The organism is Paraburkholderia xenovorans (assembly GCF_046030735.1).
Classification (GTDB): Bacteria; Pseudomonadota; Gammaproteobacteria; order Burkholderiales; family Burkholderiaceae; genus Paraburkholderia; species Paraburkholderia xenovorans_A.
In genome coordinates this window covers 75,925-101,167 of the sequence record NZ_JAQQBV010000001.1, presented here as the reverse complement: position 1 = coordinate 101,167, position 25,243 = coordinate 75,925, and the positions used below count along the sequence as shown (strand labels likewise).

The 25,243-nt window shown below is 64.2% G+C and carries 23 protein-coding genes; 4 read left to right on the top strand and 19 right to left on the bottom strand.

Annotated elements, in window-relative coordinates; all coding sequences use genetic code 11:
- Positions 1–70: 70 nt before the first annotated feature.
- The 3 genes from PQQ51_RS00450 to PQQ51_RS00440 form a co-directional block, all read right to left on the bottom strand.
- Positions 71–631 carry a barstar family protein gene (locus PQQ51_RS00450; protein WP_408493897.1) on the bottom strand — a complete coding sequence of 187 codons (561 nt, stop codon included), beginning with the start codon at positions 629–631 and terminating at the stop codon, positions 71–73.
- A 16-nt stretch (positions 632–647) separates the two neighbouring features.
- Positions 648–1,064 (bottom strand): ribonuclease, encoded by a 417-nt coding sequence (locus tag PQQ51_RS00445; RefSeq protein WP_408493896.1) that lies wholly within the window; start codon positions 1,062–1,064, stop codon positions 648–650.
- 434 nt (positions 1,065–1,498) lie between these two features.
- A complete protein-coding gene (locus PQQ51_RS00440; RefSeq protein ID WP_408493894.1) occupies positions 1,499–3,838 on the bottom strand; it encodes an NADP-dependent malic enzyme in 2,340 nt (779 codons plus the stop codon).
- A 208-nt stretch (positions 3,839–4,046) separates the two neighbouring features.
- Between PQQ51_RS00440 and thiL the strand changes: the two genes are divergently transcribed.
- The 4 genes from thiL to PQQ51_RS00420 all read left to right on the top strand — a co-directional run bounded on the left by thiL (position 4,047) and on the right by PQQ51_RS00420 (position 6,747).
- Positions 4,047–5,045: a thiamine-phosphate kinase gene (gene thiL / locus PQQ51_RS00435; protein ID WP_408493893.1), complete on the top strand. Its 999-nt coding sequence runs from the start codon at positions 4,047–4,049 to the stop codon at positions 5,043–5,045.
- A complete protein-coding gene (locus PQQ51_RS00430) occupies positions 5,035–5,607 on the top strand; it encodes a phosphatidylglycerophosphatase A family protein (RefSeq protein ID WP_408493891.1) in 573 nt (190 codons plus the stop codon). The genes thiL and PQQ51_RS00430 overlap by 11 nt, the downstream gene beginning before the upstream one ends.
- 78 nt (positions 5,608–5,685) lie before the next feature.
- Complete coding sequence (locus tag PQQ51_RS00425; protein ID WP_408493890.1) at positions 5,686–6,186, top strand: CinA family protein; 501 nt, start codon at positions 5,686–5,688, stop codon at positions 6,184–6,186.
- A gap of 36 nt (positions 6,187–6,222) precedes the next feature.
- Positions 6,223–6,747, top strand: coding sequence for a cupin domain-containing protein (locus tag PQQ51_RS00420; RefSeq protein WP_408493889.1), 525 nt, complete (start codon positions 6,223–6,225; stop codon positions 6,745–6,747).
- Positions 6,748–6,775: 28 nt separating this feature from the next.
- Here PQQ51_RS00420 and pyrF read toward each other — a convergent pair whose 3' ends face one another.
- From pyrF to mpl, 16 genes are all read right to left on the bottom strand, one after another.
- On the bottom strand, positions 6,776–7,591 hold the full coding sequence (gene pyrF, locus PQQ51_RS00415) for an orotidine-5'-phosphate decarboxylase (protein WP_408493888.1): 816 nt from the start codon (positions 7,589–7,591) through the stop codon (positions 6,776–6,778).
- A gap of 70 nt (positions 7,592–7,661) precedes the next feature.
- Positions 7,662–8,714, bottom strand: coding sequence for an aldose 1-epimerase (locus PQQ51_RS00410; protein WP_408493887.1), 1,053 nt, complete (start codon positions 8,712–8,714; stop codon positions 7,662–7,664).
- 223 nt (positions 8,715–8,937) lie between these two features.
- Positions 8,938–9,867 (bottom strand): SMP-30/gluconolactonase/LRE family protein, encoded by a 930-nt coding sequence (locus PQQ51_RS00405; RefSeq protein ID WP_408493886.1) that lies wholly within the window; start codon positions 9,865–9,867, stop codon positions 8,938–8,940.
- The gene (locus PQQ51_RS00400) at positions 9,864–10,664 is read right to left on the bottom strand and encodes an SDR family NAD(P)-dependent oxidoreductase (protein ID WP_408493884.1); all 801 of its coding nucleotides are present in this window, start codon (positions 10,662–10,664) and stop codon (positions 9,864–9,866) included. The genes PQQ51_RS00405 and PQQ51_RS00400 overlap by 4 nt, the downstream gene beginning before the upstream one ends.
- 47 nt (positions 10,665–10,711) lie before the next feature.
- Positions 10,712–11,728 carry an L-arabinose ABC transporter permease AraH gene (gene araH, locus PQQ51_RS00395; RefSeq protein WP_408493882.1) on the bottom strand — a complete coding sequence of 339 codons (1,017 nt, stop codon included), beginning with the start codon at positions 11,726–11,728 and terminating at the stop codon, positions 10,712–10,714.
- Positions 11,729–11,782: 54 nt separating this feature from the next.
- Positions 11,783–13,330 carry an L-arabinose ABC transporter ATP-binding protein AraG gene (araG, locus tag PQQ51_RS00390; RefSeq protein WP_408493881.1) on the bottom strand — a complete coding sequence of 516 codons (1,548 nt, stop codon included), beginning with the start codon at positions 13,328–13,330 and terminating at the stop codon, positions 11,783–11,785.
- 166 nt (positions 13,331–13,496) lie between these two features.
- Entirely contained in the window at positions 13,497–14,495 is a 999-nt protein-coding gene (locus PQQ51_RS00385) for an arabinose ABC transporter substrate-binding protein (protein WP_408493880.1), read from the bottom strand.
- A 136-nt stretch (positions 14,496–14,631) separates the two neighbouring features.
- Positions 14,632–15,408, bottom strand: coding sequence for an SDR family oxidoreductase (locus tag PQQ51_RS00380; protein WP_408493879.1), 777 nt, complete (start codon positions 15,406–15,408; stop codon positions 14,632–14,634).
- A complete protein-coding gene (locus PQQ51_RS00375) occupies positions 15,405–16,085 on the bottom strand; it encodes a 2-dehydro-3-deoxy-6-phosphogalactonate aldolase (protein ID WP_408493878.1) in 681 nt (226 codons plus the stop codon). Before PQQ51_RS00375 ends, PQQ51_RS00380 begins: the two co-directional genes overlap by 4 nt.
- Positions 16,086–16,129: 44 nt before the next feature.
- Positions 16,130–17,254, bottom strand: coding sequence for a 2-dehydro-3-deoxygalactonokinase (locus PQQ51_RS00370; RefSeq protein WP_408493877.1), 1,125 nt, complete (start codon positions 17,252–17,254; stop codon positions 16,130–16,132).
- Positions 17,251–18,234, bottom strand: a complete 984-nt coding sequence (locus PQQ51_RS00365; RefSeq protein WP_408493876.1) for an IclR family transcriptional regulator — start codon at positions 18,232–18,234, stop codon at positions 17,251–17,253. The genes PQQ51_RS00370 and PQQ51_RS00365 overlap by 4 nt, the downstream gene beginning before the upstream one ends.
- Before the next feature lie 885 nt (positions 18,235–19,119).
- On the bottom strand, positions 19,120–19,842 hold the full coding sequence (gene mtgA, locus PQQ51_RS00360) for a monofunctional biosynthetic peptidoglycan transglycosylase (protein WP_408493875.1): 723 nt from the start codon (positions 19,840–19,842) through the stop codon (positions 19,120–19,122).
- Between the two features lie 49 nt (positions 19,843–19,891).
- Positions 19,892–20,755 carry a shikimate dehydrogenase gene (aroE, locus tag PQQ51_RS00355; protein ID WP_408493874.1) on the bottom strand — a complete coding sequence of 288 codons (864 nt, stop codon included), beginning with the start codon at positions 20,753–20,755 and terminating at the stop codon, positions 19,892–19,894.
- Complete coding sequence (locus PQQ51_RS00350; RefSeq protein ID WP_408493873.1) at positions 20,752–22,905, bottom strand: ribonuclease catalytic domain-containing protein; 2,154 nt, start codon at positions 22,903–22,905, stop codon at positions 20,752–20,754. The genes aroE and PQQ51_RS00350 overlap by 4 nt, the downstream gene beginning before the upstream one ends.
- A gap of 178 nt (positions 22,906–23,083) precedes the next feature.
- A complete protein-coding gene (locus PQQ51_RS00345; protein WP_408493872.1) occupies positions 23,084–23,686 on the bottom strand; it encodes a YqiA/YcfP family alpha/beta fold hydrolase in 603 nt (200 codons plus the stop codon).
- Positions 23,683–25,077 (bottom strand): UDP-N-acetylmuramate:L-alanyl-gamma-D-glutamyl-meso-diaminopimelate ligase, encoded by a 1,395-nt coding sequence (gene mpl / locus PQQ51_RS00340; protein WP_408493871.1) that lies wholly within the window; start codon positions 25,075–25,077, stop codon positions 23,683–23,685. The genes PQQ51_RS00345 and mpl overlap by 4 nt, the downstream gene beginning before the upstream one ends.
- Between the last annotated feature and the right edge of the window lie 166 nt (positions 25,078–25,243).

Below are 25,243 nucleotides of genomic sequence, written 5' to 3'. Positions count from 1 at the left end.
GGCCCGCCAGTTGGCGGGCCTTTGCTTTCTAAACCTGCTTGAGCTTCTAGCGCTTCAACGCACCGCGCGTTCACGCAAACGAGTAAAACACCCGGAACGCAATCTTGCGCTCAGCCCAGAATTCGGCTGCCTCGCGGAACACGTCCAGCAGCGTCTCGCGCCCTTCCTTGTCGAATTTCTGCGCGACCGGCAGTTGATCGAGCACGATCACAAAGCCGGGCTGCGCGCCTGCCTTGTGAACCAGGTCGGTCAGGCAGTCGTAGAGCGCGTCGTAATTCTTGCCGAAATGCTTGGGAAACAGGAACGACGTCGCGATGGTCTCGAGGACTTCCTGTTTGCTCTGTGCATTCGCGGTGTACGCATACAGGAAATGCTGCCCGAGCTGATTGGCTTCGTCGGCGAGATCCTGCACGCGAAAGGCGCGGATCGACTGTACGATGTTCGGTCGTACGGTCTTGAAAAGACTCATGGGCTCCTCGTTCGATGAGAGCGCAGTGCTGTCTTCGCCCTGGTTATCCCGGCCCTGATCGCCGGCACGCATCTTCATGACGCGCTGGAACAAATTGCCGTCGCCGGCCGCGAAAAGATCCGTCGCGACTCCGGAGTCGTGCGCGTAGACGTTGTCGCTCATGCCGTTCATCCCGATGTCATTCAACAATACGATTAAAACTGGTGTAGTGGTCGTCCGAGTAGTAGCAGTTATCGGTTCGCCGTAGCGGACCTCCGCAGACGATGCGACGCGCCCCGCGATTACGCGAACGAGGCGTGGGAACGGTGTATTCGTGGTAATAGCCGCGCCTTTGTGGCGGCAGCAATCGTTCGCGGTTGCCGAATACGACGCCGTCCTTCTCATACGGGTAAGGCCCGCCGGCGGCAATCAAGTTCAATGTGTTGACTGCTTCGCGCGGCAGCTGCGCCAGCGCGACGGTGCCCTGCACTTGCGCTTCTGGTCCGGCGGGCGCCGCGTAGTCGCGCGCAAACGCGTGCGGCACGGGGCCGGATAGAACACAAAGCGTCAACGCACCGATCAGCACGCCCTTCATGCGCTGCCACTTGCGTGCCATGAATCAAGGTTCCCCGCTGTTAGATCACGAGTTTGACGACCATGAAAGTCGTAAGGGTATCGCTAAAGCCCCCCGGAATCAACGTTCGCCAGACAGGCAAAGCGCCCCAATCATGCGGGGAAGCGCCACCGTACAGGCTTTGACGACTTTTGACAGAATTTCTAGCCTGCTCAGGCTAAAATTAGCTCATCGATGCAAGCAGAAGAGTTCTGCGGACGTAACGAGCCCGATCAGCACGCATACGGCCGATGCCGGCATGCCGTTCTTCTCTTTTGTCGCTGTGTGGATTTCCGAGTGCCTCGGAGGCGGAATGGTCTCATTCAGCCTTTTTTTGGGTGGCTTTCCCCTGTTCACCCAAGGCGTGCCCATTGCGGGCACGCCTTTTTTTTGCCCGGCGCCCGGCTGGCTGGCGCCGTGTTCACGCAGCCAGCCGCTTAGCGGGCGGCGATCACGTCGGCAACCAGCAGCGCCGTCATGTTGACGATGCGGCGCACCGTCGCCGAAGCGGTCAGCACGTGCACCGGCTTCGCCGCGCCCAGCAGCATCGGGCCGATCGCGATGTTGTTGCCCGCAGCCGTCTTCAGCAGGTTGTACGAGATGTTGGCCGCGTCGATGTTCGGCAGCACCAGCAGGTTCGCGTCGCCTTCCAGCGTCGAGTCCGGCATGATTTCGCGGCGTTGATTCGCGTCGAGCGCGATGTCGCCGTGCATTTCGCCGTCCACTTGCAGTTCCGGCGCGCGCTCGCGCAGGATCGCCAGCGTGTCGCGCATTTTCTGCGCGCTCGGCGCGTTGCTCGTGCCGAAGTTCGAATGCGACAGCAGCGCGACCTTCGGCTCGATACCGAAGCGGCGCACCTCTTCCGCGGCCATGATCGTGATCTCGGCCAGCTCTTCAGGCGTCGGGTCGACGTTCACGTGCGTATCCACGAGGAAAATCTGGCGGTTCGGCAACACCAGCGCGTTCATCGCCGCGTAGACGTTCGCGCCCGCCTTCTTGCCGATCACCTGATCGATGAAGTGCAGGTGGCGATGCGTGGTCGACACCGTGCCGCAGATCATCCCGTCGGCTTCGCCCTTCTCCACCAGCATCGCGCCGATCAGCGTGGTGCGGCGGCGCATTTCGAGCTTCGCCATCTGCGCGCTGATGCCCTTGCGCGACATCATCTTGTGATATTCCTGCCAGAAGTCGCGGTAGCGCTCGTCGTGGTCGGTATTGACGACCGTGTAGTCCTGACCCGCGACGAGACGCAGACCGTAGCGCGCAATCCGCTGCTCGATCACCGCCGGGCGGCCGATCAGGATCGGCTTGGCGAGCTTTTCGTCGACGATGATCTGCATGGCGCGCAGCACGCGCTCTTCTTCGCCCTCGGCGAAAACGATGCGCTTCTTCTCCGGCTCGACGCCGCGCGCCAGTTGGAAGATCGGCTTCATCGTGGTGCCGCTGTGATACACGAACTGCTGAAGATGCTGTTCGTACGCGTCCATGTCTTCGATCGGACGCTCGGCGACGCCGGAATCCATCGCGGCCTTGGCCACGGCCGGCGCGACCTTGACGATCAGGCGCGGGTCGAACGGCTTCGGAATCAGGTATTCCGGGCCGAACGACAGATCCTGAATGCCATAAGCCGTCGCGACGATGTCGCTCTGCTCCTGACGCGCCAGTTCGGCGATCGCATTGACCGCGGCGATTTCCATTTCACGCGTGACCGTCGTCGCGCCTACGTCCAGCGCGCCGCGGAACAGGAACGGGAACACCAGAACGTTGTTCACCTGGTTCGGGTAATCCGTGCGGCCGGTGCACAGCACGGCGTCCGGGCGCACTTCCAGCGCCAGTTCCGGCAGGATTTCCGGCGTCGGGTTGGCGAGCGCCAGAATCAGCGGCTTGTCCGCCATCTGCTTGACCATGTCCTGCTTCAGCACGCCGCCGGCCGACAGACCCAGGAAAATATCCGCGTTGCCGATCGCTTCAGCGAGCGTGCGCGCGTCGGTTTCGCGGGCGAAACGTTCCTTGTCCGGGTCCATCAGTTCGACGCGGCCCTTGTAGACCACGCCGGCCAGATCGGTGACGGTGATGTTTTCGAGCGGCAGGCCGATGTCGACCAGCAGGTCCAGGCAGGCCAGCGCGGCGGCGCCCGCGCCCGACGACACGAGCTTGACCTTCTTGATGTCCTTGCCGACCACTTTCAGGCCGTTGGTAATCGCCGCCGCGACGACGATGGCGGTGCCGTGCTGGTCGTCGTGGAATACCGGGATCTTCATCCGCTTGCGGCATTCGCGTTCGACGATGAAGCAGTCCGGCGCCTTGATGTCTTCGAGGTTGATGCCGCCGAACGTCGGCTCCAGCGCCGCGATCACTTCGACCAGCTTGTGCGGGTCGGATTCGTTCAGTTCGATGTCGAAGACGTCGATGCCGGCGAACTTCTTGAACAGGACGGCCTTGCCTTCCATGACCGGCTTCGACGCGAGCGGCCCGATGTTGCCGAGACCCAGCACCGCGGTGCCGTTCGTCACGACGCCGACCAGGTTGCTGCGCGCGGTGAAGCGTGCGGCGTTCAGCGGGTTTTCGACGATTTCTTCACAAGCAAACGCCACGCCGGGCGAATAGGCCAACGCAAGGTCGCGCTGGTTGATCATCTGCTTGGTCGGGGCGATCGCGATCTTGCCGGGGGTGGGGAACTCGTGATAATCGAGAGCGGCTTCGCGGAGTTTGCTATTGACGGGGGTCGACATAAGGCGGGCTTCGAAGTGCGGATTAGAATAGATGTTCGACGGCATTGTAGCCCCAATTGCCAGCCCAATCCCTTCAATACGGGTACAACTGCCGCGACCGAAATAATCCGAAAGGCCGACGCGGCACATTCCGACCCGACCGCAAACCAGGCGGGCATCGAAGCCAAATCGCGTGTTGACCCGCAACGCTGCGCACGGAATGCGCGCGGTTAGCGGATTTTTCGCGGCACCTACCCGTTCAACCATTACCACCATGCTCTCCGAGTTTTCGCTGATCGACCGCTTCTTCGCCCGGCGCGCCGCCGCTCAATCGCCCCGCCCCGCGGAGGGCACGCTCGGCATCGGCGACGACTGCGCGCTGCTCGCGCCGCCTCCGGGCGAAATGCTGGCGGTATCGACGGACATGCTGGTGGAAGGCCGTCACTTCTTCGCGGATGTCGATCCGGAGGCGCTCGGCCACAAGGCGCTCGCGGTGAATCTGTCGGATCTGGCGGCGATGGCGGCGAAGCCTCAGGCGTTCACGCTGGCGTTCTCGCTGCCGAAAGCCGACGAAGCGTGGCTCGCCGCGTTCAGCAACGGCCTCTTTGCGCTGGCCGAGCGCTACGGCTGCGATCTGGTCGGCGGCGATACGACCGGCGGTCCGCTGAATCTGTGCATCACGGTGTTCGGCAGCGTGCCGCCGCACGCCGCGCTGCGCCGCGACACCGCGCAGCCGGGCGACGACATCTGGATTTCCGGCACGCTCGGCGACGCGCGCGCAGGGCTCGGCGTGCTGCGCGGCGAGTGGGCAGCCGATGCCGGCGACACTGCGACGTTTCGTCGCGCCCTCGAGCGCCCGGAGCCGCGCGTAGTCCTCGGCCTCGCACTGCGCGGCATCGCGCACGCGGCGCTCGACCTGTCGGACGGCCTTGCCGGCGACCTGTTGCACATCCTCGAACGCTCGAAAGTACAGGCCACCGTCGATGTCGACGCGGTGCCGCGCTCGGAAGCGCTGCGACGCCTCGCGCCGGACATCCAGCGGCGCTGCACGCTCGCCGGCGGCGACGATTACGAGTTGTGCTTCACCGCGCCGGTCGCGGCGCGCGCGCAGGTTGAAAATGCCGGCCGCGAGGCGGCCGTGGCGGTCACCCGCATCGGTACAATAAGCGCACTTGAATCGGCGGCCGACCGCCCGGCGATCGGCTGGCGCGACGCCGCCGGCGCGCCGCTCACTCTGACGTTGCAAGGCTTCGATCACTTTCATGCAGACTGATCCCCCGCTCGGCCCCGCCGACAAACTCATCGGCAACCCGCCGCCCGGCGCCTCCGGTCCGCGCGCGCCGCGCCCGCAGCCACGCCGCGCCACCGCACGGTTCATGCTGTCGCATCCGTTGCATCTGCTGTCGCTCGGATTCGGCAGCGGTTTGTCGCCGGTCGCGCCGGGCACGGTCGGCACGCTGTTCGCGTGGGCGTCGTTTGCCGTGTTGAGCCGTTATCTGACCGTGATCGAATGGGGCGTGCTGATCGTCGCGGGCTTCATCGGCGGCATCGCGATCTGCGGCTTCACCGCGAAGAAGCTCGGCACCGACGATCCGTCGCCGGTCGTATGGGATGAGATCGTCGCGTTCTGGCTGGTGCTGCTGATGGTCACGCCGCTCACGCTGGTCGGGCAATTCTGGGCGTTCGTCGTGTTCCGTTTTTTCGATATGGTGAAGCCGCCGCCGATCGGCTATTTCGACCGGCGTCTGAAAGGTGGCTTTGGCATCATGTTCGATGACCTGGTCGCCGCGTTTTTCACGCTGCTCGTGATCGCGCTGTGGCGCATGTCGGTCTGAGCGGGCCTCGGCGCGCCGCCTTCGCCTATTTGCCAGCTTCTCTGCCTATCTGCTTTTTGCGCTTTCCGGATTCACGCCATGCCTACCGATTCAGTGGTTCATCAACTCGCGATTCGCGTGAGCAACCGGCTGCGTGACGAGCGCCTGCTGCTGGTCACCGCCGAATCCTGCACGGGCGGCATGGTGGCGACCGCGATCACTGACATCTCCGGCAGCAGCGGCTGGTTCGACCGTGGCTTCGTCACGTATTCGAATCAGGCGAAGTGCGAAATGATCGGCGTGCCGGCCGACCTGATCGACAAGCACGGCGCGGTCAGCGAGCAGGTCGCGAAAGCGATGGCCGAAGGCGCGCTGCGCAACAGCCGCGCGCAGGTGTCGCTGTCGATCACCGGCGTGGCCGGGCCGGGCGGGGGCACCGAAACCAAGCCGGTCGGCATGGTTTCGTTCGGCTGGAGCAACCGGCTGCATACGTCGGTCGAAACGAAGATTTTCAAAGGCGATCGCGAAAGGATCCGGGTGCAGGCCGCGGCGCACGCGTTGCGCGGCGTACTCGCGCTGCTCGACGAGCGCGAACATTGATTAACCGTCGTTCGAGCTTCTGAAATCACGCGCGATATGAGCGATCCGAACACAGCCAAAAACGAGTTGATCCGCCGCTTCGATCTGAAGCCGCATCCGGAAGGTGGATTTTTTAGCGAGACGTATCGGTCCTTCGCACGTGTCACGCGCGGCGACGATCCACGCGAATCGAGTGACACGCGCTCGGCGTCCACCGCCATCTACTACCTGCTTTGCGACGGCGCGCATTCCGCGTGGCATCGGATCAAGTCCGACGAGGTCTGGCATTTCTACGCCGGCGCGCCGCTGAACGTCCACGTACTCGACAAAAACGGCACGCTGGTCACGCATCGGTTAGGCAACACGCTGACCCACCCCAACGCCGTATTTCAGGCCGTCGTACCGGCGGGTTTGTGGTTCGCTGCCGAATGCGCCGACCCGGCGACGTTCGCGCTGGTCGGCTGCACGGTAGCGCCGGGGTTCGAGTTCAGCGAATTCGAACTGGCGGATGCCGATGCATTGAAGGCACGACATCCGCAGCACGCGGCGTTGATTGCGCGACTAGCGGCGGCCGCTGCATAGAGCGGCCGTCACCAACAACAGCCCTTCATCACCGGAACGCGTTGATCCGGTCTCGCGTTTCCAGCGCGGCTTTCGCGGCGGCTTCGGCGAAATCGTCGCCCTTGCCCGCATAGATGATCGCCCGCGACGAGTTGATCAGCATGCCCGTGCCGTTCGCGGTGCGCCCGGCGTTGACCGTCGCCTGCACGTCGCCGCCCTGCGCGCCGATGCCCGGAATCAGCAGCGGCATGTCGCCGACAATCCCACGCACCACTTCGATTTCCTTCGGGAAAGTCGCGCCGACCACGAGACTCAACTGCCCGCTCGCGTTCCACTTCTGCGCGGCCAGTTGCGCGACGACCTGATACAGCGGACGCCCGCCGGTTTCGAGGAATTGCAGATCCGAACCGCCGGGGTTCGAAGTCCGGCACAGCACGATCACGCCCTTGCCTTCGTGTTCCAGATACGGCTCGATCGAATCGAAGCCCATATACGGATTCACCGTCACCGCATCCGCCTGATAGCGCTCGAACGCCTCGCGCGCGTACTGCTCGGCGGTGCTGCCGATGTCGCCGCGTTTCGCATCCAGAATCACCGGCAGGCCCGGATGGTTCGTATGAATATGCGCGATCAACTGCTCGAGTTGATCTTCCGCGCGATGCGCCGCGAAGTAGGCGATTTGCGGCTTGAACGACGACGCATACGGCGCGGTCGCATCGACGATCGTGCGGCAGAAATCGAAGATCGAGTCGGGCCGGCCGGCGAGCGCGCCGGGGAATTTGCTGGGCTCGGGGTCGAGGCCGACGCACAGCAGCGAGTGGGTGCGCTGCCAGGCGTCGTTGAGCGTCTGGATGAAATGGGACATGGTGAGTCTCGCGGCGAGCCGATAACGGAAGAGGCGCGTATTTTACCTGTCCCGTGCGCCGTCCCGGCGACTACTGCCGCCGCTTCGACCCGCGCGCGCCCGGCATCGAACGCAAACCCGTCCGCTCGACGGTGAAGCGGAACGTGCGCGTCAGCCGCTCGCCGCGCGCGAGCAGGGTCATCCCGTTCTCGCTCGCGCCGCCGGCAAGATTCATCGCGTTGATCGGATGATCGACCGGTTCGAAGCAGAAGAAGTCCTCGCCGGGCGGCGTGTAAAGCACGTAGTAGTCGGTATCGGCCGCGATGTTCAGCGACAGGCGGCGCTTCGGCCACACCACCGCCGCCTGCCCGCTCCAGCCGGTGAACGCGTGATTGACGATGGTTTCCGGCAGCGGATACGCCACGCCGAATTGCCACGCGGGCGGCGCGGGCACGTGCCGCACCGGCAGCCAGTCGTCGCCGGAAAGCCACAGGCCGCCCGCGGCGGCGGACAACTCCGTGTCGGTGTCGCGCACGAAGAACGGATGCACGCCGAGGCCGAACGGCATCGGCTCGCGCCCGGCGTTCTCGATTTCCAGTGCAACCACCAGCGTCGGGCCGTCCAGCGTATAGGTTTGCGTCGCGCGGAATGCATACGGTTTGCCGTCGTGACGATCGAGCGTCAGGCGCACGGTTTCGCGCTCCGACTCGGCGACCTGCCACGCGGAAAGCCAGCCGTCGCCGTGAATCGGCAGCGGTTCGTCGGCGCGATTGCGCGGCACCTCGACGCGCCGTCCGGCCACGTTGAACTGGCCGCCGCCGATCCGGTTCGAATACGGCAGCAAGGGATAACAGGCTAGCTGATTCGGCGGGGTGTCCGCGGCGACGTGCCGGCAACGGCGGAAGATCGGCGTCAGCGCGCCGTCGGCGCGCCAGTCGAAACGGGTGATGCCGCCGCCGAGCGTCGGCGCGACGTCGAGGCGCAAATGCGCATTTGCCAGCGTGATGCAGGCGACGTCGCCGCCGCTCGTTTCGCCGACCGCGACGGCCGACGTACTGGGACCCGGAAGCACCGGATTGGCTGCCGCGTTGAGTCGCGCGCGCCGGGTTTGAGAAGAAGCGGAAACAAGATTCGCAACAGTCATATCTGGCTCCATCGAGAGGCGTAGGACTTGGCCGTCGTGGTCGACGGGTACGTTATTGGGCGATTTTTTGTACGGGTCGCCTCTGGGTCCGAACTGCTTGCTGCCGATTTGCTGCCGAATTTGCTGCAAGGGGTTATGCGACATCGACTTCTGATTCACCATCAAACACTCGGCTCGACCTCCTCCCGGTAGTGCATGGCGATCGAGGCAGCGTCATTCTGCGCTAAGCCGGCGCGCCCTGGAATACCGGTTCGGGCAAACCGTGCCGCGTTGGCGTTGCTACAAACACACCGCCCGCGTGGGAATCGTCGGCGAGTGCGGCGGCATCGAGGCCGACGCGCGCGCTCGTGATGTACAGCGTGCCCCGTTGCGCCCCGCCGAACGCGACGCAACTCGGCTGCGCTGTAGGTACATCGACACGTTCGGTTGCGACGCCGTCGGGGCCGTATCGCACCACCCGCTTACCGCCCCATTGCGCGTTCCACAGCCCGCCGTCGCTGTCGACGCTCGAGCCGTCCGGCTCGCCGGTCGCGTCGGTGAGCGTCGTGAACAGACGGTCGTTCGCGATGCTGCCGTCCGCGCGATAGTCGCAGGCGCGAATTTCGCGCGTCGGCGAATCGCAGTAGTACATCGTCGTGCCGTCCGGACTGAACGCGATGCTGTTCGAAATCGCCGGCGCGGGCAGCGGAAGACGTTCAAGCGACAGATCATGATTCAGGCGATAGAAGCCGCCCACCGTCCTCAGCGGCGCGCCTTCGTCTTTCGTGCCGAACACGAAGCGGCCCTGGCGGTCGCAACGTCCGTCGTTGACGCGCGTGTTCAGACCGGGTTCGACGTCGACGATATGCCGGGTCTCGCCCGTGGTCAGATCGAAAAACGCGAGATGCGACGCGAGGCCGAGCAGCAGAACATTCGGATCGGCGCACAGCGCGAAGGTGGCGAGCCGCTCCGGCATGCGCCAGAACGTGCTGCTGCCGTCGCTCGGGTCGTAGCGCCACAGTTGCGCGCTTTCGATGTCGGTCCAATAAAAGCGCCCGGTGTTCGCGCACCAGGTGGCGCCTTCGCCGAGCGCGCATTGCGTGTCGAGCAGCAACGTCGCGGGATGCGTACCGGACTTACCGGGCGTACCGGGCGTACGCGGCACAGCGCTCACGCCCAGCCTCCGTCGACGATGATGTCCTGCGCGGTGATCATCCTGCTGTCGTCGGCGGCGAGGAACAGCGCCATGCGCGCGAGGTCGGCCGGTTGCAGCTCGGCGTCGATGCACTGGCCTTCCTTGATCGCGCGGCGGCCCGCGTCGTCGAGCCACAAACGCTTCTGCTTCTCCGTCATCACCCAGCCCGGCGCCAGCGTGTTGACGCGAATATTGAAGTGACCGAGATCGCGCGCCAGACCGCGCGTCAGACCCTGCACCGCCGATTTCGACATCACGTACACCGGATAACCGCCGTTCTTCAACATCCAGCTGATCGAGCCCAGGTTGATGATCGACCCCGCGTTCGCCGCTTTCATGTCTTCCATCACGGCCTGCGCCGCGAAAAACTGGTGGCGGATATTCACCGCAATGCCGGCGTCGAACGATGCGGCCGTCACTTCGCCGATCGAATGACGCTTGTCGTTCGCCGCGTTGTTCACCAGCACCTGGATCGGACCGAGCGCGGCCTTCACGTCGGCGATCGCTTTTTGCAGCGCGTCGATGTCGGTCAGATCGCAGCGCAGAAACAGCGGCTTGTGTTTCGAATCGCCGAGTTCGTCGGCGAGCGCTTCACCCGCGCTCGCGTCGATATCGAAGAATGCGACGCGTGCGCCCTGCGCCGCGAAATGCTCGACGAACGACGCGCCGATACCGGTCGCGCCGCCCGTGATCAGCACCGTACGGTCGACGAGACTCGGATAGCGCGCGAACGCGTTGTCCGCGAGACGCTCGTTTGCATTGGCCGGAGACGACATCGTTCGATTCCTTTTAAAGCGGGTAAGTGAGTTGCGCCTGGTCGCACTTAATCGCGCGAACCGCGGTTCTTCAACTGGTCGAGCAGCACGGCGGCGAGCAGGATCGCGCCACGCACGAGGTACTGATAGAACGCGTCGATGTTCATCAGGTTCATCACGTTCTCGACGGTACCCATGATCAGCACGCCGATCACGACGCCGGAGATCGTCGCGCGGCCGCCGAGCAGCGACACGCCGCCCAGCACGCACGCCGAAATCACGTTCAGCTCGAACCCTCCCGCCGCGTTCGGCTGACCCGACGTAATGCGCGACGCCAGAATCACACCGGCCAGCGCAGTCACCGCGCCCTGAATCAGGAAGATGTAGACGCGCGTGCGTTCCACGTTGATCCCCGCGAGACGCGACGCTTCCGGATTGCCGCCGATCGCGAGCGTATTGCGGCCGTACACGGTCTGGTTGAGCATCACGCCGAACACGATGAAGCACAGCAGCGTGACCCAGATCGGCAGCGACACGCCGAACATCGACAGGCCGCCGAGCGCAATAAACGTATCCGACGACACGCCGACTGCCTGGCCGTGCGACACGATGAAGCCCAGACCGCGAACGATTTCCATCGTCGCGAGCGTGGTGATCAGCGCGTTGATGCGCAGATACGCAATCACGGCGCCGTTGATGAAGCCGATCACGCCGCCCGCCACGACTGCGGCGACGATCGCGATAAACGTGTTGCCGGTGGCGTTCAACACCATCGCGCACAGCACGCCGGCGAACGCGACCGTCGAACCCACCGACAAGTCGAAATCGCGCGACGCGAGACAGAACATCATCGTGCACGCGACCATGCCGATCTGCGAAATCGACAGCGCGAGACCGAGCATGTTCTCGATCGAGAAGAAGTGCTCGACGGTGAGCGACATCGTCGCGAACATCACGACGAAGATCACGATCAGGCTGTACTCAGTGATCTGCTGCCACCATTTCGCCTTGTCGTTCGACTGCGGAATCAGCGCTTCGGCCGCGCTTTTGGCGGCTTGCTGCGCGAGGTTTTCTCTGGCTTGCATGTTGAAGACTCCTCCCGTTCCCCACGGGTTGCCGGACTTTCGTCCAGATAATGTTCAGGCCGCCTGCTGGGCGGCGGCGGTTCCAGTTCCGGTGCCGGGCAATGCGGTCGAGCTTTGCGGCAACGCGAGGCTCAGCACCGATTGTTCCGTTGCATCCTTGCGCGCCAGTTCGCCGGAAATCCGGCCCTGACGCATCACGACAATGCGGTCGGACACGCCGAGCACTTCCGGCAATTCCGACGAAATCATCACGATCGCGCAGCCGCGTTCGGCGAGCTGATAAATCACGTTATAGATCTCGTGCTTCGCGCCGACGTCGATCCCGCGCGTCGGTTCGTCGAGAATCACCACTTTCAGATCCGGCTCGGCGAGCCAGCGCGACAGAATCACTTTCTGCTGGTTGCCGCCCGACAGGAAGCGGATCTTCTGGCGGCGGCTCGGCGTCTTGATCTTCAGAAGCTTGATGAAGCGGTCGGCGGTTTCGGCTTCCTTCTTGCGATCGAGGAACATGCCCGCGCGCAGATAGTGACGGCGGCAACTGATGTTGATGTTCTCCGACACGGTCGCCATCGCGACGATGCCTTCTTCCTTGCGGTCTTCCGGACACAGCACGATCCCGTGACGGATCGCTTCGCCGGCGCTGCGCACCTTGATCGGTTTGCCGTCGAGCAACAGTTCGCCGCCCTTCTTGTGATCGGCGCCGTACACGAGGTGCATCAGTTCGCTGCGGCCCGCCCCCACCAGACCGAAGAAGCCGACGATCTCGCCGCGCCGCACCTCGAAGCTGGCCGGTTGTGCAAGCGCGTGGCCTTCGATCCCTTTCGCCGCGAAGCGCACTTCGCCGAGCGGTCGCGCCGAATAGTTGTAGATGTCCGCGATTTCGCGCCCCACCATCTCGCTGACGATGGTGTCGCGCGACACGCCTTCGAGCGTCGGATGCGACGCGATCTTGCGGCCGTCGCGGAAGATCGTGCACGCGTCGCACAACTCGTAGATCTCGTCCATCCGGTGCGAGATGTAGATCATCGCGCGGTTGTCCGCGCGCAGGTCGCGCACCAGCTTGAACAGCACTTCGGTCTCGCGATGCGACAGCGAACTGGTCGGCTCGTCCAGTGCAATCACGCGCGCGTTGCGCAGCAGCGCCTTGCAGATTTCGACCATCTGCCGTTGCGCGATCGAGAGCTTTCTCAGCTTCGCATTCGGATCGAGCGCGACGCCCATCGCTTCGAGCCGTTCGCGCACGAAGCGTTTCGCTTCGCGTTTGTTGACCCAGCCGAGCGAGTTCGGCAGTTGGCCGAGCAGCAGATTTTCCGCGACCGTCAGGTCGGGCACGTATTGCAGTTCCTGGTGAATCACCGCGATCCCCGCCGCGATCGACGAAGCCGCGCTCGTGAAGCGCACCTCGTTGCCGTCGATCATCACGCGGCCCGAGTCGGGCTGATATTCACCGCCGAGTATCTTCAGCAGGGTCGATTTCCCTGCGCCGTTTTCGCCCATCAGGCCGTGTACCTGGCCGACGTTGACGTCGAAGGACACGCCGTCGAGCGCGCGCACGCCTGGAAAGACTTTGCCGATATTGTCAAAACGTAGCGTCGCTGACACTTCGCCTCCTCTTACTTCGTTTGAACCGTGACGTTTCGCGAGGCGCTGACGCCATCGGCAAACACGGTCTGTCTCAACTACTCATCTTGTACTACTGCCGCCGGCGCGCGTGCTCCTGAGCAAAAGAGCGACACGCACCGGCAGCTCACTTCAGTGCAACACCCGCTTAATTGGCTGCCAGGCCCATCTTCTGACGCACGTCGGCCACGTTGTCACGCGTTGCCAGCATGCCGGTTGTCAGCGTCAGCGGCGGCGGTGCCTTGCCTTGCGTGATCCAGTCGTACATCAGCGTCGAGGTTTCTTCGCCGTGACGCTTCGGGCTGATGATGACCGTGCCGTAGAAGCCCGTCGGCGTCGGCTTCTTGAATTCGTTCAAAGCCGAATCCGAACCGCCGATGCCGATACCGATCATGTTGTCCGCCTTGAAACCGCGGCCTTCCGCTGCGCGCACCGCGCCGAGCACGCCTTCGTCGTTCAGCGCGTAAGCCACCCAGTGCTTGAAGTTGGGGTTCTTCGTCAGCGCGATGTTGGCGGCGTTGAACGCGTTTTCCGTGTCGGTCTTCGCTTGCGGCGCGGCGATGATGTTCGCCTTCGGGAAGCCCGCGGCGATCAGCGCGTCGGTCGCGCCGCCGGTGCGGTCATGCGCGGTCGGCAACTGTTCGTAGGTCACCTCGATCGCGCCCACGTCTTTCATGTCCCAGCCGCGCTTCTTGATTTCCGCAGCCAGACCGTCGCCGACCTGCTTGCCGATGTTGTAGGCCGAGATGCCCATATGCGGCACCGAAGCGATCGGCTTGCCCGCGCCGTCGACCAGACGATCGTCGACCGTCATCATCTTCAGGCCGTCGGCCTTCGCCTTCGCGACGATGCCCGGTCCGAGCTTCACGTCCGGCGTGCAGATCACGAAGCCCTGTGCCTTTTGCGCCGACAGGTTGTCGATCGCGCTCATTACCTTCTCGCCCGACGGCGCGCCGATCTTCACCAGCGTGAAGCCCTTCTCCTTGGCGGCGATTTCGGCGAACTTCCATTCGTCCTGGAACCACGGTTCTTCCGGCTGCTTCACGAGGAAGCCGATCTTGACCGGATCGGCGGCTTGCGCGATGGGTGCGTTGAAGAGCACACCCGTCGCCGCGGCTGCCAGCGTGAGAAAAATTCTGCGTTTCATGATGCGTGTCTCCCGACTAATTGTTAACGAGAAGGTATCGGCCGCGTTTTCTTGTACCGGCTGTGACACACGCGGCCAGCGCGTCGTCCGGTGAAACCATGCTGCTTACTGCGAAACCCTTTGCTCCGGATTCAACTCAGTCGTGATACAGCGCCGAGCGCCCGCCATCCACCGTGATGCAACTCGCGTTGATGAACGGCGCTTCGTCCGATGCGAGGAAGACCGCTGTCATCGCCACTTCTTCCGGGCGGCCGATGCGCTTCATCGGTTGCAGGGCGAGCGTCGCCTGTCTGGCCGCGGCCGGGTCGGCTTGCTCGTTCCACCAGTCCTGCGTCAATTGCGTTTCGATGTAGCCCGGCGCGATCGCGTTCACACGCACGTTGCGCGGTGCATATTCGATGCCGAGCGCGCGCGTCAGGCCGATCACGCCGTGCTTCGCGACCGGATACGGGAAGCAGCCCGGAATGATCTTGAACGAATGCGTGGACGCGATGTTCACGATGCTGCCCGCGCCGCGTTCGACCATGCCCGGCAATACTGCGCGGCAACCGTTCCACACGCCGTCGAGATCGACCGCGAAGCAGCGGCGCCAGTCGTCGTCGGTCATCGTCAACGGGTCGCAGAACACGTTGATGCCCGCGTTGTTCACCAGCACGTTCACCGCGCCGAATGCGCTTTCGGCCTCGCTCACCGCGTGCTGTACCGACGCCGATTGCGTCACGTCGGTGCGCACCGCCAACACCCGTGCTTGCGTTTGGGCCTCGATCTGCGCGGCCGTCCGTTGCGCGGTGTCGAGATCCAGTTCGGCCAATACGACCGCCGCGCCTTCGCGCGCAAAAGCGAGCGCGATCGCAGCGCCGATGCCGCGTCCAGCGCCGGTGATCAATGCGACCTTGTCGGCGAGGCGCTTCATTTCTTCGCGCCCGCGCGAGCGATGCGCAGCCCGTTGACGTACGCCTTCGCATGCGACGAGGTAGCCGCAACGCTCTGACCCGGCTTGTACAACGCCGAGCCGAGACCGAAGCCGTTCGCACCGGCGCTCAGGAACGGTCCCATGTTGTCCGGCGTGATTCCGCCGACCGGCACCAGCGGCACCTGCGCCGCGATTACCGCGCGCCAGGCTTTGACCACGTGGCAGCCAAGCTGCTCGGCGGGGAACATCTTCAGCACGTCCGCGCCGTTCTTCAATGCGATGAAGGCTTCATTCGGCGTCGCGACGCCCGGCGCGCACGCTAGCCCCTGCGCTTTCGCGGCGCAGACCACGTCCGGATCGCTATGCGGCATCACGATCAGTTCGCCGCCGGCCGCCTTCACGTCGTTGACGAAACTCGGATGCAGCACCGTGCCCGCGCCGACGATCGCGTCAGCCGGCAGCGCCTGGCGGATCGCCGCGATGCTGTCGAACGGCTGCGGCGAATTCAGCGGCACTTCGACGATCCGGAAGCCGGCTTCGTACAGTGCCTGGCCGTGTTCGGCGGCATCGGCGGGCGTCACGCCGCGCAGGATCGCGATCAGCGGACACGCGTCGAATGCGGCGATCAGACCCGCGTGCGGCATGTACGGGGCGGGCAGGTTGATATGAGGTTGCATGTCGGTTCCTTGTATCCGTTCTATCGTAGGCAGCGCCGCTGCGCCTAGCCGGCGTGCGCCGCATGGGGCGCCGGCTCGACGAGCCCCGCCTGCGTGGCGACACGCCACAAGCCGCGTTCGGTCGCGTGCTTGACCAGCTCCGCGCGATGGCAGCCGAATTGCGCCAATGCGAGGCGATAGCGCTCGCACAGCGCTTCATTGCCGATCAGACGCAGGCTTTGCGCGGCGAGCGAGTCCTGTTGCTGCACGAGCACGGCGTCGAGGCCGGCCAGTTCGTGACCGATCAGCAATCCCGACAGATAGTCGGGCTGCTGTTCGCGCGAAAGTTGTCCGGTGAGACCGAGCGTGCGCGAACTGAAAATAGTCGCCAGCACGCCGGCCTGCCCTTTCTCGCGGGCGATGTTCACGCCGTGCACGAATGCATCGGTATCCGGACGATCCGGCGTGAGCATCGTGCGGCCGAGGATCGTGTGATCGCGCAGTGCCGCGAACACTTCCCCGGTCATGAAGGTGTGAAAACGCTCGATCCGGCCGGCTTGCACGACGACCCATTTCGCGTGCGTGCCGGGTAAGCCGATCAGTGCGCGCTTGCTGGTGTCGGCCGGGGTTGCGGCTTCGGTCGTTGTGTTCGCTGCGTTCGCGGCTTTGGTCTCTACGTCTTTGGCGTTCGCTTCCTCGCCGAGCGCGCCGAAGATCTGCGTTTCTTCGCCGCGCATCACGTTCGGAAGCTCGCCGCGTTGCAGCACGCCGGGCACGATGTGCACTGTCACGCCGCTCGCCGCTTTCACGCGGACAATGCCGGCCACCAGCGCATCGGCGTTCGCCGGCGCGTCGACATACGGCGCTTCGAGCCAGCCCTGCGCGCTGCCGACCATGCCCGCCGCGATCACAGGCAGCGCCCGCGCGGCGTCGAGCCAGGGGCCGCAGACGGCGTCGAATGCGGCGTCGAAGCCGCCCTGCTCCGCGCTCTTCGGCAGATTCATGATGCCGGCCGTCGATGCCCGCGTGGCCAGCACGTTGCCGTCCGCGTCGAACAGATAGGCGCGCAGCGACGTCGTGCCCCAATCAAGCGCGATCAATGCCGGCTGCGCCGGCGCGGCGGGATTGGCGTCGACGGTGCCGGCCGCGGCCTGATTGGTTGCCTGCGAGGGAGAACCCGCTTGCTTCATCGCTTGATCCTGCGGGTTGCCGGTTGCGGCGCGCGCCAACCGAGTTCTTCCGAGATCGCGCGCGCTTCGCGCTGCACGACCGGAATGAGTTCGTCCATGCGTTCCAGGGACATGTAGGGAATCGTGCTCGCCACCGACAGCGCCGCCACCACCGCGCCCGACGCATCGCGCACCGGGGCCGCGACGCAGCGGATCGACGCTTCGTTTTCTTCGAGGTCGAAGGTGTAGCCGCCGGCTGCGTAATGGGTCATGCGCTGCATGAAGGTTGGCGCGTCGGGGCGGTTATCCGGCTTGAACGTGACGCCGGCTAGCGCGCGCCGCGACGCTTCGAACAGCGACTGCCAGACGTCCGGCGCGAGGTCGAGCATCATGGCTTTGCCGATTCCGGTGGACGCCAGCGGCATCCGATGACCGACGCGCGAACGCATTTCGAGGCCACGGGTGCCGGGGATTTTGTCGATATAGAGGACGTCGTCGCCATCGCGGACGCCGAGGTGGATCGTGTCGAGCGTTTGTTCAGCAAGGGATTCGAGATGCTGACGCGCGACGGCGGTGAGCGGCATCTGTTCGAGCGCGATGGTGCCGAGTTCGATCAGCTTCGGGCCGAGCAGATAGCCGCCTTGAACCTGTCGCAGATAGCGCGCCTGCACGAGGCTGCTGACGAGCCGATGCGTGGTGCTGCGGGTCGTGCCGAGCGCTGCGCCGAAGGTGCGCAGATCGCGTACGCCGGCGGCTGCCGCTTCGAGAATGGCGAGACCGCGCAGCAGGGTTTGGGTGCCGGCTTGTTGCGGGGTGATGTCGAGAAGCGTGCTGGGGAGTGCGATTTCGTTCGCCGCGGGGGGTTGTTGCTGGGTGCCGGGCGGCTGCGCTTTGGCGACGGTCGTTGCGGTCGTTGCGGCCTGCCTGGGCGCGAGGTCAGCATGCGGAGCCAGTTCGGCTTCGGATGCGCCTGCGGCGTGAGTGGGCATCGCTTTGTTCATGGCGATTCGCTTCTGGATGAATTTTTGCGCTTACAGCGCGGGACCGGAGAGGTCGACCTGATGGCTCGCAACGCATGCGGCGTGCGGGGGATGCCTTTTCAAATTCGGCATGGTTTGGGTTTTGTCTCCGGTTTTTTTGCTTTCGCTGCTCGCGGCTTCGATGCTCGCGGCGCGGTGTGTTGAGGTGATTGTAGGGCGGTTTTCTTTGAATCTCCAATATGTGAGTGTTGGATTCATATAATGGGATTTTTACCCTTGCCGGGCTGGTTTTGGTTTGCCTGCGGCGGCTCGGTTTATTTTCTTTTTGGTCCATTAGCGTTGCCCCTGTGCGGGGCGGCACTTACTTTCTTTGCCGCGGCAAAGAAAGATAAGCAAAGAAAGCCGCTCACACCGCCAGTGCTAGAAGTTGCGCGGAGCACGTCACTGCCAGTGGCCCCGGGGCATCCGGCGTGTCGCACATTCGGCGTGAGTGACAAGGCGCTCATCAGTTCCGGCGGCGCTGCGCGCGCCGGAGCGGTACTTCATCAACCACTCGCTTCGCCGCGCGTTAGCGCGAGCCGTCGCTTCGCTCGGCGCGATGCCCCATGCAAACCTTCGGTTTGCGCGGACCGGTCCGGTGAGCACGCAGTGCGAGACGGGATGTGCGATGGCCTTGTCACTCACGCGGAATGCGCGATGACCCGGATGCTCCCGGGCCACTGGCAGATAAGTGCTACTGATAACTCATAGCACTGGCGGTGTGAGCGGCTTTCTTTGCTTATCTTTCTTTGCCGCGGCAAAGAAAGTAAGTGCCGCCCCGCACAGGGGCAACGCTAATGGACCAAAAAGATAAGAAATGAAACGAAACGAAGAAACCCAAAACCGCCGTAGGCAAGACAAAAACCCTTATTCCGGCAACTCAGCAGCCCCCATCCGCCGCGCAATAACCCGCGAGCGCTGCGCAAGATACGGTGACCCTCGATGCTCATCAAAATACTTAGGCTGCGGCAGCATCACCGCCAACCTGGCCGACTGCGCAGCAGTCAATTTATCGGCAGACGTTTTATAGTAATAATGAGCCGCCGCCTCAGCACCATAAACCCCATTCCCCCACTCAACGGAGTTGAGATAAATCTCAAAGATCCGCTCCTTATCCATCAAGGTCTCGAGCATCCACGTAATGATCAGCTCCTGCCCCTTGCGGATATAACTCTTCTCCCGCGACAAAAACAGATTCCGCGCCAACTGCTGCGTAATGGTCGACCCGCCACGCACAATCTTGCCCTTGGCCTTATTCCGCTCCCAAGCCTGCAAAATCGCGTCGGTCTCGTACCCGTTGTTGTTCACGAAATTCGCATCCTCAGACGCGATAATCGCCCGCTTCAGATTGCGCGAAATCCGCTCATACGGCACCCACGTATGCTGCACAGAAAGATCGGGCCGATCCTGCGATAAACGCCATGCATCCGAACGCATGAAAGCCGTCGACTGCGGATTCACATCATTCCAAACCGCAATCTGCGCAAAGTAAAACGCCTGCGTCGCCACCCACGCAATCGCCACCACAGCGCCCAGATAAAACACCCATCGCGCCGGACTCGCCCGGCTCGCGCGCCGCGTTGCTGTCATCGTGGTCTCAGTCTCCGAGTCGGTGAATTCCGGAAATCCGTGCGACGTTCTACGCGTGCGACGGCGCACTCAGCAACGCACGCAATTCCGCCAGCACAGGCGCACCATCAGGCCGCACACCACGCCACACATAAAACGATTCGGCCGCCTGCTCAACCAGCATCCCGAGCCCGTCCGCCCCACGCGCGCCAAGCTTGCGCGCATGCTCCATGAACACGGTCGGATGAGCGCCGTACATCATGTCGTAAGCAAGCGTGCCCGCACCGAACGCGCGGTCGTCGCATTCAGGCAGCGACGCATCGAGGCTCCCCGCCGTTGCGTTGACGATCACGTCGTAGGCGCCCGCGTCGATCGCGCGCGCACTGCCGCCGGTCAGACGACACGCCGCTTCGCGCGCGGCCGGCGCAAACTGCTCGACCAGCGCGTCCGCCTTCTGCGCCGTCCGGTTGACGATCGTCAGCGTATGCGGCGCACGGTCTAGCATCGGCAGCACCACGCCACGCGCCGCGCCGCCCGCGCCGAGCAGCAAAATGCGCGCGCCCTTCAACGGCACGCCAAGATTCACTTCGATATCGCGCACGAGGCCGAAGCCATCCGTGTTGTCGCCATAGACGCCGTCTGCATCGAAACGCAAGGTGTTCACCGCACCCGCAGCCGCGGCACGTGGCGAAAGCGTGTCGGCAAACGCGTGCGCGTCGAGCTTGAACGGCACCGTCACGTTCAGACCGCGGCCACCCGCTTCGATGAACGCGCGCACGTGCGGCACGAATGCATCCACCGGCGCGAGCAGGTGACCATACTCGACCGGCTCGCCAGTCTGCGCGGCAAAGCGGCCGTGAATGAACGGCGATTTGCTGTGGCCGACCGGATTGCCGATCACCGCATAGCGATCGCGTACCTCGTGTCCGCTCATCGTCCCGGCTCCGCGACGTGCTGCTGATCGGCCGCTACGTCGCCGGCATCCGCGTTGTTGTCGACGGCATTGTCCGCGTCGTTGTCCGCACCGCCTTCACCTTCCGCTGCCGCGCCGCCTTCGATGTCAGCCTCGGCCTGTGCTTCAGCTTCGCCTTCGGCGCTTTCGTCAGCGGCGTCGATGATTTCTTCTTCGCTGTCGTCGCCGTCATCGGCTTCCTCAGCCTCGCCGCCGCTCGTCACGGTCGGCGCGTCGAGCACGTGCAGCAAGCGTACCGACGCTTCCACCGTGAGCTCGTCGAGCGACATCACTTCCATCTGCAAACGCGTACCGCGTGCATGCACGCCGAGACCCGGCACGTGCAGCAGCAGCGGAATCTCTTCGAGCCGCACCAGATCGCCCTTCACCACCGACGCCACCACCTGCTTGCGGTTCTCCTGCTTCAACCAGCGCAGACACCAGAAGTACTCCATGCGACGCTGATGATCGGCGTAAGCGGTGTAGGTGTCGTCGAAACCTTGCACGACGGCGAACAGATCCGCGTCTTTAGGCTTGAACGGCGCGGCGAGCTTCGCGGTCACGCCATGCTGCACGCACGCGAGCAATTGCCACTGATTCACCAGGTCGACGTAACGACGCAGCGGCGACGTGCTCCACGCGTATTGCGTGACGCCGAGCCCTTCATGCGGCGCGGCGTTGGTCTGCATGCGCGTGCGCTTCGGGCCGGTCGGCGCGCCGAACGCGCGCTGCGTGCGATAGATGCCGGGCACGCCGTGGTCGTGCAGAAACGCGCCCCACGACGAGTTCGCCAGAATCGCCAGCTCGGCCACGATCGTGTCGAGCGGCGACCCACGCCGGCGCGGCGTGATCGTGATGTGCTCGCCTTCCACGTAGAAATTGAAATCGGTGTTGCGCTGCACTTCGCGACGCAGGCCGTAACCGGCGCGCGCGGTTTGCCGCTTCTCGAACAGCGCCAGCGCGAACGGCCACAGCACCGCGATGTCTTCCTTGTGCGGATAGTCGCCGGTGCCGGCAGCGAGCGCTTCTTCAGTAACCAGTTCGTCGAGCGTGTTGTGACGCAGATTGTTCTTGATGAACACGCGCTCGGCGCGCGTCTCGCTCGCCACGATCTCCTGCGTCTCGCGATTGATGATCACGTACAGCGAAAGCGCCGGCCGCAAGCCGCCTTCGGCCAGCGTGAACGCTTCCACGACGCTGTCCGGCAGCATTGTGATCTTGTCGCCCGGCATATAAACGGTCGACAGACGTGTGCGCGCAATCGCATCCACTTCGTCGCCGCGTTCGATGCCGAGCGCCGGCGCCGCGATGTGCACGCCGATCCGCACGCGGCCGTCGGCCAGATGCTCGACGGAGAACGCGTCGTCGATTTCAGTAGTGGTGACGTCGTCGATCGAGAATGCCTCGACGTCGGCTTCGGGCAAATCTTCCGGCAACGCGCCGACGGTGACCGGCGGAAAGCCAGTGCCATGCGGGAAGAACTCCGACAGGAACTTCGCCTCATGCAGTGCGCGCGCAGACGGAATCGCGCCGCACTCCAGCATCAGACGCGCCTGCGAAATACCACGCGCGGCGGCCGCGCCTTCGAGCGCCTTGTATTCGATCGTGTTCTTGTCCGGCCGCGTGAGCAACGCCAGCGCCTTGCTGCCGCTGAACCCTTCGGGCAGACGGCCGGCCTTCAGCTCGTCCTCGTAACCGGCTTGCACCAGCGCCTGCTGCCGCTTGCGCTCGAGACCGGCGAGCGCCATCTGCAGTTGCTCCTGCGGCGCGCGCTGATACATGCCGCGGCCTTTGCGACGGAAATACACCGGCGCGCCGTGCATGCGCAGCACCAGCGCGGCACGCTCGATCGCACCGAAGCCCTCGCCGAAGTATTCGGCGCCGAGCGTCGCAAACGGAAACTCGTCTTCCGGCGCGCATTCCCACAGGAAGTCCAGATCGATCTCCTGCGCGGCGGCATCCGCCTGCTGAATCAGTTCAGCGGCACTCGGTTTTTCGAACTCGATCAACACATCTTTCGAGCGCACCTTGGCGCGCCGGCCGCCCGGCAACTCGACCTGAAATGCGTCGCCCTGGCGCGACAGCACGCTGCCCGCCTTGAAACTGCCCGATTCCTCGAAGAAAACGTTCACTCAATACTCTCGTTCTGACTTGCATCTGCCGACGCGTCCAACCTGGTCGAAAGCCCGACTGGCGGTCGCTGCCCGCGCGGCTCGGCAACGTGTTCGTGGTAGTGGCTCCGCGGCGCGATACGCGCGCGCCGGCGGGATGAAACTGGTGATCGACGGCTTGCCCGTCAGCTAATCAGGCTCAGGCAGCTTCGCGCGGCGCCGGCGGCTCGATGTCTTCGGCGTCGCAAAACGCCAGCACATCGTCGACGTATTGCGGAAACTCGCTGATCGCGTGGTCGCTGCCCTCAATCAGCGTAGTGCGCGCGCCGCGATAGTGCGCGAGCATTTCGCGATAGTCGAGCACTTCGTCGCCGGTGGCGGCCAGCAAATAATAGCGTTCCGGGCGCGTGATCGCGGCGACGCCGAGCGAGCGCAACTCGTCCAGATGATGCGGCTCGACGACGATACTGCCGCCGCCTTGCCACAACGGCTGCTCGCCGAGATACGCGCTCAGGTCGCGCTGCGGCACCACCGCCGGATTCAGCAGCACCGCCGGCCAGCCGTGTTTCTCGGCCAGATGCGTGGCGAAAAAGCCGCCCAGCGAACTGCCGATCAGCACGACGTTGTTGGGCTTTGCCGCCGCCACCAGCGATTCGGCAAGCGCGATGGTTTCGAGCGGCGAAACCGGCAGCATCGGGCAACACCATTCGTCGCTGCGGCCGAGTTCGGCGAGCCGCGCCGCCAGCACACGCGACTTGAACGAATTCGGCGACGAGCGAAAACCGTGCAGATAGAGAATCACGAGGCGCCTCGCGCGGAAAGTGCATCGAGCAGCTTCTGATGCACGCCGCCGAAGCCGCCGTTGCTCATCACCAGAACCTGGTCGCCGGGGCGCGCCGCGTGCACCACGGCTTTGACGAGCGCGTCGAGATTGTCGAAAGCTTGCGCCTTGCCGCCGAGCGGCGCGAGCGCTTCGCCAAGATCCCAGCCGAGCGCGTCGCGCCCGGTTGGCGCGCCGTAGCCGAACACCAGATCGGCGTCGGCGAGACTCGCCGGCAATTGCGCTTTCATCACACCGAGCTTCATCGTGTTCGAGCGCGGCTCGAGCACCGCGAGGATCCGCGTATTCTCGCGGCCGACGCGCGCCCGCAGCCCGGCCACGGTGGTGTCGATCGCGGTGGGATGGTGCGCGAAGTCGTCGTAGACGGTCACGCCGTCGACGCTGCCGCGCACTTCCATGCGCCGCTTCACGTTGCGAAAGCTCGTCAGCGATTTCGCGGCCTGTGCCGGCGGCACGCCGACATGGCGCGCGGCGGCAATCGCGGCAAGCGCGTTCAGCCGGTTGTGCTCACCCTGCACCTGCCACTCGACCACGCCGACGCGTTCGCTGTTGTGATACACGGCAAAACGCTCGTCGACCGGCACGCCGTCTTCCGCCGGCAAGGTTTCCCAGCCGCCCTGCACGCCGAAACGCTCGACCTCGCTCCAGCAGCCGCGCGTGAGCACACGCTCGAGCGCATCTTCGCGACCGTTCGTGACCACCCGGCCGATGCCCGGCACCGTGCGCAGCAGATGATGAAACTGCGTTTCGATCGCGGCGAGATCCGGGAAAATATCGGCGTGATCGAACTCGAGGTTGTTCAGCACCGCGGTTTTGGGCCGGTAATGAACGAATTTGGAGCGCTTGTCGAAGAAGGCGGTGTCGTACTCGTCGGCTTCGATCACGAAAAAGCTCGAATCGGTCAGCCGTGCCGACACGCCGAAATTCAACGGCACGCCGCCGATCAGGAAGCCTGGATTGAGGCCCGCGTCTTCGAGCAGCCAGGTCAGCATCGAGCTGGTGGTGGTCTTGCCGTGCGTGCCGGCCACGGCCAGCACCCATTTGCCGTTCAGCACGTGCTCGCCGAGCCATTGCGGGCCGGACACATACGGCAGACCTCGATCGAGAATCGCTTCCATCAGCGGATTGCCGCGCGAGACCACGTTGCCGATCACGAACAGATCCGCGTTCAGCCCGCCCAACTGATCCGCGCCATAACCTTCGATCAGACGAATGCCTTGCGCCTCGAGCTGTGTGCTCATCGGCGGATAGACGCCGGCGTCGCAGCCCGTCACCGTGTGGCCCGCGCCGCGCGCGAGGACCGCGAGTCCGCCCATGAACGTGCCGCAGATACCGAGGATGTGGATATGCATAAGCCTGTCGTGCCGCGCGGGCGTTTTTTGCGAGGGATGTGAGTGCGCAGGAACGGCCGAAACGACCGTCCGCAAAGGACGCTATTGTAACCGACGCCTTCCGCTCGCCCCGCGAACAGGACAACGGGCAAGCCCGCGGGTTTTGCCCTGTGAACCCGCTGCCGCC